At 74.4% G+C, this 16,000-nt stretch carries 9 protein-coding genes; 7 read left to right on the top strand and 2 right to left on the bottom strand.

Going from position 1 to position 16,000, the window contains the following annotated elements:
• Positions 1-2 precede the first annotated feature (2 nt).
• Both OG599_RS00960 and OG599_RS00955 read right to left on the bottom strand, forming a co-directional pair.
• On the bottom strand, positions 3-788 hold the full coding sequence (locus tag OG599_RS00960; protein WP_327173969.1) for a thioesterase II family protein: 786 nt from the start codon (positions 786-788) through the stop codon (positions 3-5).
• Positions 785-2,317, bottom strand: coding sequence for a condensation domain-containing protein (locus tag OG599_RS00955; protein ID WP_327173968.1), 1,533 nt, complete (start codon positions 2,315-2,317; stop codon positions 785-787). Before OG599_RS00955 ends, OG599_RS00960 begins: the two co-directional genes overlap by 4 nt.
• 391 nt (positions 2,318-2,708) lie before the next feature.
• Here OG599_RS00955 and OG599_RS00950 point away from each other — a divergent pair, with 391 nt between their 5' ends.
• From OG599_RS00950 to OG599_RS00920, 7 genes are all read left to right on the top strand, one after another.
• Positions 2,709-3,794, top strand: coding sequence for a MupA/Atu3671 family FMN-dependent luciferase-like monooxygenase (locus OG599_RS00950; protein WP_327173967.1), 1,086 nt, complete (start codon positions 2,709-2,711; stop codon positions 3,792-3,794).
• Entirely contained in the window at positions 3,791-5,440 is a 1,650-nt protein-coding gene (locus tag OG599_RS00945; RefSeq protein ID WP_327173966.1) for a condensation domain-containing protein, read from the top strand. The genes OG599_RS00950 and OG599_RS00945 overlap by 4 nt, the downstream gene beginning before the upstream one ends.
• Positions 5,437-8,553 carry an amino acid adenylation domain-containing protein gene (locus tag OG599_RS00940; RefSeq protein WP_327173965.1) on the top strand — a complete coding sequence of 1,039 codons (3,117 nt, stop codon included), beginning with the start codon at positions 5,437-5,439 and terminating at the stop codon, positions 8,551-8,553. Before OG599_RS00945 ends, OG599_RS00940 begins: the two co-directional genes overlap by 4 nt.
• Positions 8,550-10,769, top strand: coding sequence for a penicillin acylase family protein (locus tag OG599_RS00935; protein ID WP_327173964.1), 2,220 nt, complete (start codon positions 8,550-8,552; stop codon positions 10,767-10,769). Before OG599_RS00940 ends, OG599_RS00935 begins: the two co-directional genes overlap by 4 nt.
• A 556-nt stretch (positions 10,770-11,325) precedes the next feature.
• The gene (locus OG599_RS00930; protein WP_327173963.1) at positions 11,326-12,162 is read left to right on the top strand and encodes an SDR family NAD(P)-dependent oxidoreductase; all 837 of its coding nucleotides are present in this window, start codon (positions 11,326-11,328) and stop codon (positions 12,160-12,162) included.
• 60 nt (positions 12,163-12,222) lie between these two features.
• Positions 12,223-14,193, top strand: coding sequence for an ABC transporter ATP-binding protein (locus OG599_RS00925; RefSeq protein WP_327173962.1), 1,971 nt, complete (start codon positions 12,223-12,225; stop codon positions 14,191-14,193).
• Positions 14,186-15,967 (top strand): ABC transporter ATP-binding protein, encoded by a 1,782-nt coding sequence (locus OG599_RS00920; protein WP_327173961.1) that lies wholly within the window; start codon positions 14,186-14,188, stop codon positions 15,965-15,967. Before OG599_RS00925 ends, OG599_RS00920 begins: the two co-directional genes overlap by 8 nt.
• Positions 15,968-16,000 lie beyond the last annotated feature (33 nt).

Here is a 16,000-nt window from a genome sequence, read left to right as displayed (position 1 = left end):
GCCTACCGGCCCGGTCCGCTCCGGGGCAGCCGCCGGCGTACCAGCGCGGTCAGTTCGCGCTGGTCGCCGTGGACCAGGAAGTGGTCGCCGGCCAGTTCCACCTGCTCGAAACCGGCGGAGGTCTCGGCGCGCCAGCCGTCCACCATGGCCTCGGTCAGCGTGCCGTCGCCCTGCCCCCGGACGGCCGTCACCGGGACCGGCAGCGGCGCGCGGTCGGAGCGCACGTAGGTCTCGGTGCAGGCCAGATCCGCCCGGAAGGTGGGGAGGACCAACCGCATCAACTCGGCGTTGGCCAGCAACTGGGGCGGGGTCGCCGCCAGTCGGGCCAGCACCGTGATCAGCGCCGCGTCCGGCAGCCCGTGGACCGGCGGCGTGTCGAACGACTCCTGGGGCGCGCGGCAGGAGGCGACGAACAGCCGGTCCGGGGCGCGCAGTCCGCGCTCGACCAGCCGGTGGGCCGTCTCGAAGGCCAGCAGCGCTCCCATGCTGATACCGAACAGCGCGTACGGCCGGTCCAGCAGCGGGACCAGCTCGGCCGCGAGCCGGTCCGCGAGCCGGTCCATGCGGGCCACCGCGGGCTCGTGCAGGCGCTCCGCACGGCCGGGCAGCTTCACCGGCACGGCGTGGACGTCCGGCCCGAACTGCTCCTGCCAATCCCGGAAGACGGCCCAGCCGCCTCCCGCGTACGGCAGGCAGAACAGTCTGGTCGCGGCGTCGCTCTCCTCGGCGGCGTAGGGGAACCAGGGCGAGCCGGACAGCTGCGGACCGGCCCCGGCGGCGCCGGTCATCGTGCCACCTCCGACAACCCGGGCAGGTCCGCGACACGGGTGGCGGGTGCGGCGGCCAGCGTCTCCACGGTGTGCCGCAGATGACCGCACAGGCGTTCCACCGCGGCGTCCGGGAACCGCGTGGCGTACTCGATCCGGCCGGTCAGCCCGTCGTGCCCACGGTTCCAGGAGAGAGCGAGGTCGTGCTTGACCTCCACCGGCGGCAGGGGGTGGACGCTCAGCCGCAGGCCGCCCAGGGACACGGCGTCCATGGGCGCGTTGTTCTGTACCACGGCGACATTCCCCAACGGGCTGCGACCACCGCCGCGCCGGGGCAGTGCCGAGACCAGCCGGGAGAACGGCAGGCCGCTGTGGGCCAGTGCGTCGGCCACCACCTCGGCGGCGCGCGCCAGCAGCGTGTCCATCCGGTCGTCGGGGCCGACCCGCAGACGCAGGACCACCGTGTTGACGAAGCAGCCGATCAGCGCGCGGCCTTCGTGGCCGCGCCGGTCGACGGGGGTGGTCAGAACAAGGTCCTCCTGACCGCTCGTCCGGTACAGGGTGGCTGCCGACGCCGCCACCAACCCGGTGAACAGGCTCGAACCGTGGCGTGCGCACAGGCCTTCCAGCGCCTTGGCCGTGTCCTCCGGCACCTGCAGCGTCAGCTCGCGGCCCGCCCACTGCCGGCCGACCGCCGCGCCCTGCGTCGGCCCGGACTGCCGCGCCGGTCCGGTCGGTGCGAACCCCCCGCCCGGCGCCGGCGGCCGGGGCGGCTCGCCGCGGCCGGGCCACTCGGCCAGCGCGGACAGGTCGATCCGGTCCGGCGCGCCGTCGAGAGTGGTGAGCCAGTGCTCCAGGGCGCCCGGCGGCACAGTGTCCTTCGCCGCGAGCGCGAAGTACCCCTGGGGCAAAGTGACCGGGGAGGGCCGCTCGCCGGCCGCCAAAGCCGGGTAGAGCACGCCGAGTTCGGCCAGCAGCACGCCCAGCGAACCGCCGTCGGAGACGATGTGGTGCAAGGTGATGACCAGCACCCGCTCCTCGGGGCCGGTGCGCACCAGCAGGCAGCGCCACACCGGCCCCCGGTCGAGCCGGAAGGGCGTGACCGCCTCCTGCGCCACGATCCGCGTCGCCTCCTGCCCGGGGTCGGGCAGCGCGCTGACGTCCTCCACCCGCCACGGCAGACGCAGCGCGTGCGGTGGTTCCACGAACGCGCGCGGGACGCCTTCCTCGTCGGCCGGGTAGCGGGAGCGCAGCGGTTCGTGACGGTCCTGGATCCGCTGGAGCGCCTCGCGGAGCAGGTCCTCGTCGACCGGCCCGGACAGTCTTACGGCCGCCGGGTTGTGGTAGGTCGAGGTTCCGGGGTTGAGCTGCTCGAAGAGCCAGATCCCGAACTGCGTCGCGGACGGCCGGCAGGGTCCGGGTGACGCGCGCTGCGCCAACCGGCGTGTCAGCAGAGCCCGTTGGGCCGTAGTGAGTCGTTCCAGGCGTCCGGCCAGGTCGTTGCCCGCGCCGCCCACGGACGCGGAACCGGCTCGTGCTTCCCCTGCCATCTCGTCCCTCCCAAGCGTCGGATGACAGAAGACCATGGCACACATCGAGCGTCCAGAGGCCCTGTCGAGCGCTCTTGACGGCGGAGTGCCCCGTGTAGATCCTTAGGTGATCGCCGACGCTCCACCTGACCCGCGCTGTCACTCATCCGGCTCGCTGTTCCGTGCGTCCGCTTCCGCGGCCGGTACCACAATCCCTGCCGATGCGGGACCGCATTCCGGCCGGCCGTCTCAGGAGGCATCCTCGCCCGTGGTGGAAATCGACGCCCGTATACGTGCCCTGTCCCCGCAGCAGCGTCGGTTGCTCCAGGAACGGCTGGCTGCCCGCAAACAGCCTCCCGCGCCGCCCGGACAGATTTCCGCCCCGGCCCGTTTACGGCATGGCGGGCAGCCGTTGAAGTGGAGCCTGTTCTTCTTCTCGGCCGGCGGTGACCACACGACCGCCGAGCACTACACCTTCCTGCTGGACTGCGCCCGCTTCGCCGACCGCAACGGCTTCGAGGCGATCTGGCTCCCCGAGCGCCACTTCGACTCCTTCGGTGGCCCCTACCCGGCGCCGGCGGTCCTGGCCGGCGCCGTCAGCGCGGTCACCGAGAAGGTGGGGATACGGGCCGGCAGCGTCGTTCTCCCGCTGCACGACCCGATCCGGGTGGCCGAGGAGTGGGCCGTCGTGGACAGCCTGTCCGGCGGCCGGACCGGGGTCTCCTTCGCCTCCGGCTGGCACCCCAACGACTTCGCGCTGGCCCCCGACGCCTACGCCGACCGCCGGGACCGGACGGTGCAGGGCATCCGGCAGCTGCGCGAGCTGTGGCGGGGCGGCAGCGTCGAGCGCCGGGACGGCGCCGGCAGCCTCATCGAGATCGGCACCCTGCCCCGCCCGGTGCAGCCGGAAATCCCGCTCTGGATCACCGCGTCCTCCTCGGAGGAGACCTGGCGCACCGGCGCCCGTGAGGGACTGCACGTCCTGACCGCCCTGCTGGAGCAGAGCCCCGCAGAACTCGCCGGGAAGGCCGCGCTCTACCGCGACGAACTGCGCGCCGCCGGGCGCGATCCGGACGAGCACGCGGTCACCGCGATGCTCCACACCTTCGTCGGTCCCGATCAGGAGGCCGTGCGGCGCACGGTCCACGCCCCCCTGGTCGGCTACCTGCGCTCGCACATGGAGCTGTTCGCGAAACTGGCCAGCAGCCAGGACGTGGCCATCGACCCCGCCAAGGTGAGCGCCGCGGACCGGGCGGCCCTGGCAGAGCTGGCCTTCGGACGCTACTTCACCACCAACGGGCTGTTCGGGACGCCGGAGTCCGCACTGCCCAGGGTCCGCGAACTGGCCGCTTCGGGCGTGACCGAGATCGCCTGCCTGGTGGACTTCGGTGTCCCGCCGCAGGAGGTGCTGGCCAACCTGGTGCACCTTCAGGAGTTGCGGCAGGCCGCGGAAGCGGCCGGCGTCCTGGCCCTCGGCGGCGCCGGGGCGCGGGCGTGAACGACACCGCCGAGCGTCTGCGGACGCTGTGGGACGAACTGCTCGGCCAACCGGTCGGCGCCGAGGGCCTCGACTTCTTCAGCCTGGGCGGACAGTCGCTCATCGCCACCCGGCTGGTCGGCCGCATCGCGGAGGAGTTCGGCGTCCACCTCCGGCTGCGGGACATCTTCGACCATCCCACCCTGGCGAGCCTGGGCGTGCTGGTCGCCGCCGCCCGGGAGCGTACGCGGGAGACCGCCGCCCGCACCGCGGACGACGCGCCCGCCGGAGGGCCGGTCCGGCTCGACCACCCCCCGCTGTGCTCCTACAGTGCTCCGCTCGCCCTGCTCCAGGAGCGCTTCTGGAAGGTCGAACGCGCGCTGCCGGAGGCGGCGTTCTTCAACCAGGTCATGCGGGTGGACCTGACCGGGAATCTCGACCCACGCCTGCTGATGTCCGCGCTGCGCGGCACCGTCCGCCGGCACGACGTCCTGCGCGCCACCCTGGACGAGGGCCCCGACGGCCCCCGGCAGACCGTACGCACCGACTTCACCGTGCCGGTCCGGCAGCGCGAGTACGGCGACCTGGACGAGGCGGCGCGCGAGGAGGTGATCCGGCGGGCCGCCAAGGCCGAGGCCCGGCTGCCGTTCGACCTGGTCCGCGAGATCCCGCTGCGGTTGAGGGTGCTGCGCTTCACCGCGACCCGCAGCGCGGTGCTGGTCGTCACCCACCACATCGCCTTCGACGGCTGGTCGCGCAACCAACTGGTGGCCGACGTCGCCGCGCACTACCGGGCCCGGGTCGAGGGCACCGCCGCGCCCGAGCCGCTCGCCTTCACGTACACCGACTTCGCGGCCTGGCAGGTGGCCCACCGGGCTGTCGGGGGGACGGACGCCTCCCGCGCCTACTGGCTGGACCGGCTGGCGGCGCCCTACCCCGACCTGCGGCTGCCCGGGGCGCTGGGCGGTGACGACGAGTACCGCAGCGCCACGCAGCCCGTCGCCGTGCCCGCCGCGGCGCTGGCCTCGGTCGCCCGGCTGGCCCGGAAGGAGAACACCACCGACTTCACGGTCCTGCTGGCGGTCTTCCTGCTCGCGATGGCCTCCCGCAGCGGCGCACCGGAGACGATGGCCGCCATCCAGGTCGCCAACCGCCGCTGGCCCGGAACCCAGAAACTGGTCGGCCTGTTCGCCAACACCCTGGTGCTGCGCACCCCTGTCGACCCCGCCGCCCCCTTCGACGCGTACCTGCGGACGGTCAGAGCGACCCTGCTGGAGGCGTTCGACCACCAGGACGTCCCGCTGGAGGAGGTGGTCGACGTGCTCCGGGAGCGCGACGGCATCGACCCCGCCGACCTGCTCCAGGTGGGCTTCGCGCTCCAGGAGGCATGGGTGCCCGAGACCCCGGTGCCCGGGGGTTCCCTGCGCCAGGCGTCCGGCCTGGCCGTCGGCGACGACCAGGAACTCGACCCCACCACCTTCGGGCTGACGATGGAACTGCGCGTGGACGGGCCGGCGCTTTCCGGATACGTCACCTACAAGGCCGACCGCTACCCGCCCGAAGCGATCAAGGAGCTGGTCGCCGCCTTCGACGGCATCCTGCGGACGGTCACCGAAGAGCCGTGGACAGCGGTCGGCTCGCTCGTCGCCGGGCAGGCTGCCCTGTGACCGGCGCCTGCGTGCACCACCTGGTCGCGGAACACGCCCGCCGCCGGCCCGACGCCGTCGCGCTGCACGCGCCCGGCCGGACCGTCGGCTACCGCGAACTCCTCCTGGCTGCCGAGCGGGTGGCCGCCGGACTGCGCTCGGTGGGCGTCGGCCCCGGATCGCTGGTGGCGGTCTTCGGTCCGGCCACTCCCGAACTCATGGCCGGGATACTCGGAACGCTCACGGCGGGCGCCGCGTGGTTGCCGCTCGGCCTCACCGACCCGCCGCAGCGCACCCGGGCCCTGCTGGAGCAGGCCCGCCCCGACGCGGCGCTGTGCGGGCAGGAGGAGTCCGCCGAGTGGGACCTGCGGTCCGGCCAGGACACGCCCTCGGTCGTCCTCGGGCCCGACCTGTGGTCGGGTCCCGCCGGGCCGGCCGACGTCCCCGTGCAGCCGGACGACCTTGCCTACGTGATGTTCACCTCCGGCAGTACGGGCGTGCCGAAGGGAGTCGAGGTCACGCACCGCAGCCTGGTCAACTACTGCCGCTGGGTGGCCCGGGCCAACCGGGTCGACGGCGGTGTCGCCCTGCTGCCCGCCACCACCCGGCTCACCTCCGACGCCTGTCTTCAGCAGGTGATCGCTCCGCTGACCCGCGGCGACGCGGTCTGGCTGGTGGACGAGGGCCTGCGGCTCGATCCGGAGCGCCTGCTGGGCGAACTGGCCGCCCGCCCGGGCGCCGGACTGCACTGCGTGCCTGCGCTGTGGGAGGAGCTACTGCTCGTCCTGGAGTCCGCCGCCGTCCCCGTACCCGCCCTCTCCAGCTTGTTCCTGGGGGGCGACCGGGTGCGCGAGGACCTGTGGCTGCGCACCCGCCGGCTGCTGCCGCACTGCGCGATGGCCAACGTCTACGGGCCCACCGAGGCCACCGTCCAGGCGACCGGCGGCTTCCAGCCGGCCGGCGCCGAACTGACCGTCGGGCGGCCGGCCGACAACGTCCGGGTGCTCGTCCTGGACGACACCGGCCGCCCGGTCCGAGCGGGAGACGAGGGCGAAGTGCACCTGGGCGGCGTGTGCCTGGCCCGCGGGTACCGCGGAGCACCCGCCGAGACCGCCGAACGCTTCACCGGCACGGGAGCCGACCGCCTCTACCGCACCGGCGACGTGGGCGCCCTCCTGCCCGACGGCACGCTGCGGCTGCGCGGGCGGCTGGACGACCAGGTGAAGATCCGCGGCAACCGCGTCGAACCCGGCGAGATCGAAGCCGCCCTCGCGGCGCTGGACGGCGTGGGCCGTGCCGCGCTGGCCGTCGCCTCGGACAGCCGCGGCGCGGTCGTGCTCGCCGCGGGTGTCGAGTCCGACCGGGTGGGCCCGGACCTGTCCGACGCCCTGCTGGCCGAGCTGGCCACCCGGCTGCCCGGCCACTTCGTGCCGGCCGCGCTGCGCGTCTACGACCGGCTGCCGCTGCTGGCGAACGGCAAGGTGGACCGGGCGGCCATCGCCGCCGAGGCGTTGCGGCAGGACCCGCCGCCCGCCGGGCCGCAGATGTGGGGATCCGCGCTGGAGGAGCAGGTCGCCGAGGTCTGGAACGGGCTGATGGACCGGCCCGCGACCTCTCCCGACGACGACTTCTTCGCGCTCGGCGGCCACTCCCTGCTCGCTGTCCAGGCGGCCGGCCGGCTGACGAGGAGGCTCGACCGCGCGGTGGACATCGGCGTGATCTTCGAGCACCGCACGGTCCGCGCGGTGGCAGCGGCCATCGCCGGCCTGCCGCGGCGCGAGGCGGACGGCCCGCGGCAGGACACCGACGCGCCCTGCCCGCTCTCGGTACAGCAGCAGGAGCTGTGGCGCACCGAGGAGTTCCTCGCCGGCACGCCCTTCAACACCGCGCTCCTGCCGGTTCTCATCGACGGACCGCTGGACGTGCGGGTGCTGACCGCCGCGCTCGGCGACGTGGTCGCCGCGCACCCGGCGCTCCGGGGCCGCGTGGTCCCCGGGACCGACGGCGGCGAGCCGACCCAGACGGTCGCCCCTGCCACGGCGCAGCCCTGCCCGGTGACCGACCTCGGCGACCTGGCCGCGCAGTCCGCCGAGAAGGCGGTGGTCCGGCAGGCCCGCGGCCTGCTGGCCGAGCCTCTCGACCCGGTGCACGGGCCGGTGCTCCGCGCCCGGCTGGTGCGGCTGGCACCGGACCGCTCGTACCTGCTGTTGGCGATGCACCACCTGTTCTGCGACGGAGTGTCACTCCACGTCGTGCTGACCGACCTCGCCGGGGCTTACCGCGCGCGGTTGTCCGGCGGCGTGGGCGCCGACCCCGGCGCCGCACCCGTGCACCTGCGCTACGCCGCGGGCCAGCGGGCACAGCTGGAGCAGGGACGCTACGCCGGCGACCTGGCGTACTGGGCCGCCAAACTGAGCCGTCCGGTGCCGGAACTGCGGTTGGGCCCCCTCCCCGCAAGCGGCGCCGACCCGTTCAGCTTCGTCACCGCCGACATCGCACTGGGCGCCGAACTGGCGCGCCGGCTCAGGGACTTCGCCGGTGCGCGGGGCGCTACGCCGTTCATCTGCCTGACCGCCGCCCTCGCCGCCGCGCTGCACGCCCGCAGCGCCCTTTCGCCGGTGCGGCTCGGCACCCTGACCGCCAACCGCGAGGATGCTGCCTGGGAACACGCGGTCGGCCTGTTCAGCACCACCCTGGCGCTGGATGTGCCGGTGGACCCGGCCGAGGACTTCGACACGCTGGTGGCCGCCGCCCGCGCGGAGGTGCTGGAGAGCTTCACTCACCAGCGCGCCCCGATGGAGCTGGCCTTCGACGCGCTGCCGCCGGGGCAGCCGCCGTTTCGCATCGGCGTGGCCTGGGAACCGCTGCGTCCGCCCCACCGGGTCGGCCCGACCCGCTTCGAGGTGCAGCGGCCCCCGGAGGGATCGCAGGCCGGCGTGCTGCCGTCGTCGACCGCGGTGTCCTTCGTCGTGCGCGAGGAGGGTGACGATGTGCGGCTCGCTCTGGAGGTCAGCAGGTCGGTACTGGACGAGAAACCGGCCCGGCACCTGCTGGAGGAGGTCCGGCTGGTGCTGGACCGCCTGCTGACGTCTCCCGGCGAACCGGTCGCCCGTAGCACCGGCGCACTGCGGTGACCGGAGCCGTCCACGGCCTGCGCGGACTCCAGGCCGACGTCACGATCGACCACGGGGCCGGCGGCGTGCCGACCGTCCGGGCCTCCTGCCTGTCCGACGGCTGGGCGGGCCTCGGCCACGCGGTCGCCACCGACCGCCTCTTCCAGCTCGACCTCCTGCGCCGCAGCGCGGCCGGCCGGCTGGCCGAACTCTTCGGCCCCTCGGCCGTCGCCCAGGACATCGCGCAGCGCCGGGCGGGGCTCACCGCCGCCGCCGATCGGGCACTGGGCGAACTGCCCGCCGACCAGCGGGCGGTGCTCACCGCCTACACCGACGGCGTCAACGCGGTGATCGCCACGGCACCGCCGCCGCTGGAACTGGAGGTGCTCGGCCTGGCCATGGAGCCGTGGCGGCCGCGCGACTCGCTGCTGGTGGCCCTGCTGCTGGCCCAGATGCTCAGCGGTGACGGCGAACACCACAGGATGCGCGCGCTGATGGCCGGCTCGCTGCCCCCCGATGTCGTCGACTTCCTGCTCGGCGAGTCCGACCCCTATCTCGTGGGGCTGGACGGCCGGCCGGCCGCCGGCAGGAAGGCCGACCCGCCGCTCCAGGCGCTGCGCGCCCTGCTCGCCGAGGCGCCGGGCCCGTCGGGCGGCGACCGCCAGGTCGTGGCCTCCGACGACCGCCCCTGGGGTTCCAACGCCCTGGCCCTGGCCGGCTCGCACACCACCGACGGGCGGGCGCTGCTCGCCAATGACATGCATCTGCCGCTGGGCGCGCCCACCCTCTTCCACCGGGCCGGCCTGCGCTGGCCGGGCGGCCGCGTGGACGGTGTGACGGTCCCCGGGCTGCCGGTCTTCGTCACCGGCGTCAGCACCTCGCTGGCCTGGGGGGCAACCCGGCTGGCGGCGGACGTGGTCGAGCTGGTCGAGGTGCGGCGCGCGCACCTGGCCACCCGGCGCGAACGGATCCTGGTGCTCCACGGCGACCCGGTCGACGTGGAGGTGCAGGACAGCCCGTGGGGACCGGTCGAGGGGCCGGGACCCGACGGTGTCCTGCTGGCCCGGCACTGGGTGGGCCGCGACCCGGGTGCCGTCGACCTCGGGCTGGGCGCGCTGATGACCGCCGGGGACGTCGACGCCGGTACGCGAGCCGCCCGGCAGTCCGGCGGCCCGCCGCTGAACGTCCTGCTGGCCGACTCCGGCGGTCGGATCGCCTGGACCGTCTCCGGCCGCTTCCCCGTGCGGGACGGCACCGGACCGGTCACGCCCGACCACGCCTGGACCGCCCACCGCCGCCCGCACGAGCTTCCGCACGTCACCGACCCGGCCTCCGGGCGGCTGGTCAGCGCCAACAACGGCGTCCGGGAACACCGCGAGGTCCGGGGCCTTGCCGCCAACCACTTCTCCGCCCGGCGAGCCGCGCGCATCGGCGAACTCCTCGACGCAGGTGGGACCTGGGACGAGCGCCGGCTGCTGGCGCTCCAGAGCGACACCGACGCGGAGTTCTACGCCTTCTACCGCGACCTGGCACTCACCGTCCTCACCGACCCCGTGACGCGGGCCGACGAGCAGCGCGGGCGGCTGCGCGAGGCGGTCCGTGCCTGGGACGGCACCGCCAGGACCGACGCAATCGGGCTGGCCGTGCTGGTCGCCTGGCGGGAACTGCTGCGCGAGTCGCTCTTCGCCGCGCTGCTGAGCCGCTGCGCGGCCCGGAACGAGGACTTCGTCTACTGCTGGCACTCGCACGAGTCCCCGCTGCGCGCGATGCTGGACGACGCCTCGCTCTTCCCCCCGCCGCACCGCGACCAGCGGAGCTTCCTGCTGTTCGAACTCGACGTGTGCGGCGGTTTGTTGCGCCACCTGGCGCCGGAAACCGGACCGGAGGCGCTGCGGTGGGGCGCGCTGAACCCCACCGGCATCCGCCACCCCATGTCGCGCCTCGCACCGGAACTGGCCCCGCTCCTGGACCTGCCCCAGGACGAGATGCCGGGCTGCCCGGAGTCGGTCTGCGCGGCGCGGCCCGGCTTCGGCCCGGCCGTGCGGCTGGCCGCGTCGCCCGGCCGGCCCGCGCAGGCGCTCCTCAACCTTCCGGGCGGCCAGTCGGGCGACCCGCGCAGCCCGTTCTACAGCGACCAGTTCGCCGCCTGGCTCACCGCAGCCCCCCGGCCGCTGGACCCGCCGCCGGCCGGCGGCGCCACCACGCGGCTGGTACCGATCCCGCCGGGAGAGGCATGACACTCTGGCCCTTCCAGTCCGTCGTGACGACCTCCGGTGACCGACCCGGCGGCGGGCGGCCCGACATCGTGCGCCGCGCGGAGGACCTGGGCAACGACGTGCACAGCCCGGTCCTGACCACCCGTGGAGCGGCCTCCCCGGACCGCCTGTCGGGGGAGGCGCCCCACCCTGGGCCTGGGGCCGGCCGGCTGCCGGCGGACCACCGGGGCACCGGCATCCCCTCCGGCCCCGGCGCGGAACGCCCGGCCCGGCCCGCGCTCGCCCCGGTTGCGGCTCAACCACGTGCTGGGGGGAGTGCACGGCCCTGCCGGACCCGCGGCCCGTTCCGGAGATCGTCGCCGAGACCAGGAGCGAGACCCCCGAACAGGTGAGGGACAACCCCGTCATGCGGATCGGCAGCGTCACCACCGCAGCCGGTCAGCCGGCACGGCGCAGGAACGCCGGGCGCCGTCCACCGTGACCGTGCCGGCCGACGCGATGGAGGCGTTCGCCCCCCGTCGTCGCCGCCCTGTCCGTCGCCTGACCGAACGACCGAGAGATCCACGAGGAGAAACGAGTGTCGGAAGCCTTTCGTCTCGACGGCGGACGCGCCATGGTCACCGGTGCCGGCCGCGGCATCGGCCGTGAGGTGGCGCTGCTGCTGGCACGCCAGGGCGCCCACGTCACCGTGGTCGCCCGCACGGCCGCCGATGTCGAGGCGGTCGCCGGGGAGATCCGCGGTGCCGGCGGCGCCGCGCACTGGATCGCGGCCGACTGCGCCGATCCCATGACCGCCGAACGCACCGTGGCCGAGGCGGCCGACCGGATGTCCGGGCTGGACATCCTGGTCGGCAACGTCGGCGGCTGGGGCGACGTGCCGGGCTCAGTGGGTCCGCTGGCCGGGGCCACCGCGGCGGCGATCGACTCCGTGTTCGGGATGAACGTCAAAGCCCCGCTGCTCACGATGATGGCCGCGGCCCGCGTCATGACGGCCCAGGGGACCGGCGGTGCCATCGTGTCCACCGCCTCCATCGACGGCCTGTTCCCCGCCCCGGGCGAGGCTCTGTACGGGGCGGCCAAGGCCGCCCTGATCAGCCTGACCGGCGCCCTCGCGTACGAACTGGGGTCCAGCGGCATCCGGGTCAACGCGGTGGCCCCGGCCCTCATCGAGACCGCGATGACCCAGCCGTGGCTGGCGGACGACGACGACCGGCAGGACCGTGCCTCCCTCTATCCGCTGGGCCGGTTCGGCCGCCCCGCCGACGTGGCGGCCGCGGTGCTCTACCTGTGCAGCGACCAGGCGGGCTGGATCTCCGGGGTCACCCTCCCGGTCCACGGCGGCCAGCAGGCCACCAGCGACGCCTTCCGCTGGGTGCGCGCCCACAACCCGGTGCCGCCGCACCGCCTCATCTGATGCCCGCCCCACCCGGGGCCGCACCCGTCTCCGCCGGGAGACAGGAAGGAGAACGATCGCATGCCCTCGCAGCCGCCCGGCCCCGGAGGTGAACGCCCCGCCCGGCACCGGTCGCCGCTCCTGGTGATGCTCGGGATGCTGCCGTCCCACAGCCTCCCGCTGGCCGGACTGCTGCTGTTCGCACTGGTCGGGGCGGCCCTCGCGCCGGTGGCCCTGACGATCGCCAACGGCCGCCTGGTCGACGTGGTGTCGGGCGCCGCCGCCCACGGCCAGGCCGCCGCGCTGCGGCAGGTCACCGTGCTGGGCGTCCTCATCGCGCTCGGCTTCCTGCTCCAGCAGCTGCTGGTCCCGGTCGCCCAGCAGACGGCCGACGCCCTCGGGCGGCGGCTCACCCGGCAGCTGCGGGACCGCGTCATGGCCGCTTCGCTCGGCCCCACCGGCATCGGCCACCTCGAGGACACCGACACACTTGACCTGGTGACGGGGGCGCAGGGGGTCGGCACCGCCGGCTTCACCCCGCGCGACGCCCTGATCGCGACCGCCAACATCGGCGTGGCCCGCCTCCAGGCGGTGGCCTGCGCGGCCCTGATCGCCGTCTTCCACTGGTGGCTCGCGCTGGCCCTGCTGGCCGGCTTCGGCATCCTGACCACTGGGGCCGTCGCGGACTACAGGAGGGGCCATCAGGCGCTGACGGGCACCCCGGCGAGGTTGCGCCGCCCGTCGTACATCCGTGACTTCGCGCGGGAGCCGGAGGCGGCCAAGGAGATCCGGGTCTTCGGCCTGCGCGACTGGCTCGACCTACGCTTCCACCAGGAGTGGCGGGCCGCGCTGGCGGGCCTGTGGCGGACCCGCCAGGACGGCCGCCTTCTGATGCCCCTGCTGACCGCCGGGGTGATGGCCATGCTGCTCTGGGGCTTCACCGTGCTGGGGCTCGCCGCATCCCACGGCGAACTGAGCGCGGGGCGCTTCACCATGTACGCGGGCGCTCTGCTCGGGCTCAGCGCCGTCATGGGCGTCAGCCCGGACAACATGAAGATCGACCAGGGGGCCGCCGCGGTCCCGCTGGTCCGCGCCCTCGAACGCGCCCTGCCCTCCAGCACCCCCGATTCCGCGGCCCCCGCCCCGGCCGGTGTTCCCACCACCCCCGTGTCACCTGCGCCCGTGTCACCTGTGCCGGTGTGCACCGCTGTCGTGTCCGCCGGCCCCGCGGCCCCCGCCCCTGCCCCCGTCGACGGCGCCGCCCCGGCCGTCCGGTTCGAGGCGGTCTCCTTCCGCTACCCCGGGCGCGCCGAACCGGTCTTCAGCGGCTTCGACCTGGACATCCAGGCCGGCCGGTCACTGGCCGTCGTGGGCGTCAACGGCGCGGGGAAGAGCACCCTGGTCAAGCTGCTGTCCGGCATGTACCGGCCGCAGACCGGCCGCATCCTGATCGACGGCGTCCCGCTGACGGAGTCCGGCACCAGCCGGTGGCAGCGTCGGATCGGCGCGGTCTTCCAGGACTTCGTCCACTACGAGCTGAGCGCCGCGGACAACGTGGGGCTAGGAGCCGTCGAGCACGTCGGCGATTTCGACGGCCTGCGGATCTGCGCGGACCGGGCCGGGGCCACGGAGCTGATCGACCGGCTGGACCAGGGCTGGCAGAGCACGCTGTCCAGCAAGTTCCCGGGCGGCCGTGACCTGTCCGGCGGCGAGTGGCAGCGGCTCGCGCTGGCCCGCGCGCTGTTCGCGGTCCGGCACGGCGCCCGGCTGCTGATCCTCGACGAACCGGCCTCCGCACTCGACGTACGCGCCGAAGCGGAGCTCAACGACCGGTTCCTCTCGCTCACGGAGGGAGTGACCTCGGTGCTCATCTCGCACCGCTTCTCCACCACCCGCCGGGCCGACCGCATCGTCGTCCTCGAACACGGCACGGTCCTGGAGAGCGGCAGCCACGACGAACTCGTGGCCGCGGACGGGGCCTACGCGCGGATGTTCCGCATCCAGGCCGACCGGTTCACCGGCCCGCGCACCGGAGGTGAGGGGCGTGGTTGAGTCCCTGCGCGGTCTCGCCGCCGCCTTCGCACTGTCCTTCCGCGCCGACCGGGCCCGCGCTCTCCCCTTCACCATCCTGTTCAGCCTGCGCCCTCTGACCCTGGTGGCCTCCGCCTACGGGCTCAAGCTGACCGTCCAGGCCATCCAGGCCCACCACCTCGGCTCGACCATCCGGCTGGCCACCGCCATCGCCCTGATCAACGCGCTCGGCTTCGCGGCCGGCTCGGTGGCGATCCGGCTGGCGGTGCCCCTCATCGAGCAGACCGCCCACCTGGTCGACCGGGAGCTGATGCGGCTGTCGACCACCTCGATGGAGCCCGCCGAACGTTCCGGCTGGCTCGACGAGCTCGAACTACTGGCCGCCGAACGGATGCACCTGGCCGAGGGTTGCGACGTCACCTCCCTGCTCATCGGTGCCGTACTGCGGGCGGTGGCCACCGGGGTCGCGCTCGCCTTCGTCAACCCCTTCCTGCTGCTCCTGCCGCTGCTCGCCTGGCCTTCGCTGGCGGCCGGCTCCCGGATGGAGCGGTTCCGTCAACGAGCGCTGACCGAGACGGCCGCCGACCAGCGGCATGCCCGTTTCCTGTTCGAACAGGCAACCACCGCCGGCCCGGCGAAGGAACTGCGGATCTACGGCCTGCGCGCGGAGTTCCGCAGCCGTCACCTGCGCCACCTGCGCGCGGCCGACGCACGGCTGGACCGGGCCGGGCTGCTGGGCACGCTGTACGTCGCCGGCGGCTGGCTGGTCTTCACCATCGGTTACGCCGGGGCCGTGATCCTCGTGGCGCGCCAGGCCGTCACCGGCGGGATCGGCCTCGGCGACGTCGTCCTGACCCTGACCCTGGTGGCCAGCGTCAGCCAGCAGATGGCGCAGACCGTCCGCTTCGGCAACGCGGTCGACAACAGCAAGGAGGCCGGGGCCCGGCTGCTCCGGCTGCGGGCTCGGGCGCAGGAGGCCGAGGATCTGTGGACCGGCACCCTGCCGGCGCCGCAGCGGCTCACCCGGGGCATCGAACTGCGCGGCCTCGGCTACCGGTACGCCGGCGCGGACCACGACGCGCTCGCCGACGCCGACCTGTTCCTGCCGGCCGGCAGTGTGGTCGGCGTGGTGGGCGACAACGGGGCAGGCAAGAGCACCCTGGTCCGGTTGCTGGCGGGCCTGGCCACTCCCACGTACGGCAGCATCCTGATCGACGGCACCGACCTGCGTGATCTCGACCTCACGGGCTGGCGCTCCCGGATCACGGCCGGCTTCCAGGACTTCGCGAAGCCGCAGTTCCTGCTGCGCGAGACCGTCGGCATCGGCGACCTTCCCCGGATCGACGACGCCCTCGCCGTCACCGCAGCCCTGAGCGCGGCCGACGCCGAGACACTGCCGGACGCCCTCGGCGGGGGGCTGGACACCCCGCTCGGGCGCAGCTTCGACGACGGGACCGACTTGTCCGGCGGGCAGTGGCAGAAACTCGCCGTCGCCCGCACCATGATGCACACCCACCCGCTACTGCTCCTGCTCGACGAACCGACAGCGGCCGTCGACCCGGCCGCCGAGCAGATCCTCCTCGACCGGTACGCCACCGCGGCGCGCGCCATCGGCCGGGTCACCGGCGCGGTCACCCTGCTCGTCTCGCACCGGCTCGGCAGCATGCGCGACACGGACCTGATCGTGGTGGTGCGCGGGGGCCGGATCGCCGAGACCGGTACGCACCATGAACTCCTCGCGCTCGACGGCTCGTACGCACAACTCCACGCACTGCAACGTCAGGCGTACCGGTGAGCGGTGGACCCGATGGCCGGTCTCGCGACCTGA

Origin of the sequence: Streptomyces sp. NBC_01335 (genome assembly GCF_035953295.1) — a bacterium.
In the GTDB taxonomy this organism is placed as follows: domain Bacteria; phylum Actinomycetota; class Actinomycetes; order Streptomycetales; family Streptomycetaceae; genus Streptomyces.
Note: the sequence above shows the minus strand (reverse complement) of the source record. Positions and strands in the feature narration are given on the sequence as shown.

Excerpts from the sequence above, each read along its gene's own strand:
- OG599_RS00955 (WP_327173968.1), bottom strand. The coding sequence starts at position 2,317 with ATGGCAGGGGAAGCACGAGCCGGTTCCGCGTCCGTGGGCGGCGCGGGC.
- OG599_RS00960 (WP_327173969.1), bottom strand. The coding sequence starts at position 788 with ATGACCGGCGCCGCCGGGGCCGGTCCGCAGCTGTCCGGCTCGCCCTGG.
- OG599_RS00925 (WP_327173962.1), top strand. The coding sequence starts at position 12,223 with ATGCCCTCGCAGCCGCCCGGCCCCGGAGGTGAACGCCCCGCCCGGCAC.